Below are 1,359 nucleotides of genomic sequence, written 5' to 3' on the forward strand. Positions count from 1 at the left end.
TAGTAGGCGTCCAGCCCCGTGCCCCAGCCCGCGCCCGCGCCGCGCGTCGCGTACAGTCCCCAGGCGGACCGCCCGCCGTCGCGCCGGTCGTCGAACAGGTCGGGCGCCGCGCGGACCGGGCGGCCGAGGAAGCCGTCGACCCGCCAGGGGCCGGATTGCACGATGCCGGTCACCGCGTCGAAGGCGCGCGGCACGTTGGCGCCGTAGCGCAGGCTGATCAACCGCTCCGACCCGTAGGCGAGCATCTGGCGCCCGGCCCGCAGCGTGCCCTGCGCGCTCCCCAGCGGAACGGAGAGGTCGGCGAAGCCCTGCAGCAGGTCGGCGCGGTCGACGTCCGGCGCCCCCTCCGGCCCGAGCTTGCCCGCCGAGCCGGCCATCACGAGTTGCCCAAAGACGCGCAGGGCCGAACCGGCGCGCAGGTCGGCGTAGGGCAGCAGGCGCCACAGGCCGTAGGCGTCGTTCCTGGGCTCGTCCTGACCCCAGCCGCTGTTGCGCACGGCCTCGCCGCGCAGCCGCGCCTCAAGCCCGGTGGACAGGGAGACCGTGCCGCCGGGGGTGAGCGGGATCGCCTTGAAGCGCTCCCAGAAGGCGCCGCTGCCCGCCGCGGGGTCGAGGAGGTAGCGGTAATCCTCGTCGTAGCGGCTGTTGGTCAGGGGAGGCGGCGTCTCCGCGAGGGTCTCCGCAGGGGCCGGGGCGGACTGGAGCAGCAGTGCCGCGACCAGCGCCCCGCGCCAGCGCCTCACGACGCCTTTCCCGCGCCGTGCTCCAGCGCCAGGAAATGCGACACCCGCGGCGGCCCGTCGCCGCGGTGGAAGGCCAGCGCCTCCTTCTGCACGTCCGCGTCGGCGTGCGACACCCGGCGGTGCTGGCGCTGGTGCTCCGCCCAGGATTCGACGAAGAACCACTCCAGCACCCGTTCCGGATCGCCGGAGTCCTGGCTGACTCCCCAGGCGTAGGCGCCGTCCCGCCGCCGCGCTTCCGACAGGCGGCGCAGCGCGGCGTGGAAGGCGTGCTGGTCGGCGGCGGCCACCCGGTACTCGATGGTGATCAGCACCGGACCGCGGTCGTTGCGCACCGGCTCGGCGGTCAGCGGCTCCGGCCAGTGGTTGGAGGGGGTGAGGTCGGCCTCGCCCTCCGGCAGCGGCACCGCGCGGGACAGCATCGCGACGGCCAGCAGTCCGGCGGCGCTGACCCACAGGGTGGCCGGCACGCCGATCGCGTCGGCCAGCGCGCCCCAGCCGAGGCTGCCCGCCGTCAGGGCGCCGTTGAAGACGGTCAGGTAGAGCGCCAGCCCACGCCCGCGCACCCAGTTGGGCAGGATGGCCTGGGTCGTGGCGCTCAGCGTCGTCAGGACGGCGA

2 protein-coding genes are annotated in these 1,359 nt (G+C 75.3%); both read right to left on the bottom strand.

Annotated features, from left to right (window positions below; all coding sequences use genetic code 11):
* Nucleotides 1-743, bottom strand: a 743-nt coding sequence (locus GBZ26_RS29360) for an alginate export family protein (protein WP_174441799.1), incomplete at its 3' end; no start/stop codon positions are given.
* A partial coding sequence (locus tag GBZ26_RS29365) for an MFS transporter (protein ID WP_174441800.1) occupies nt 740-1,359 on the bottom strand: 620 nt, incomplete at its 5' end. The genes GBZ26_RS29360 and GBZ26_RS29365, both read right to left, overlap by 4 nt.

It is taken from the genome of Azospirillum formosense (assembly GCF_013340925.1).
Taxonomy (GTDB): Bacteria; Pseudomonadota; Alphaproteobacteria; order Azospirillales; family Azospirillaceae; genus Azospirillum; species Azospirillum formosense.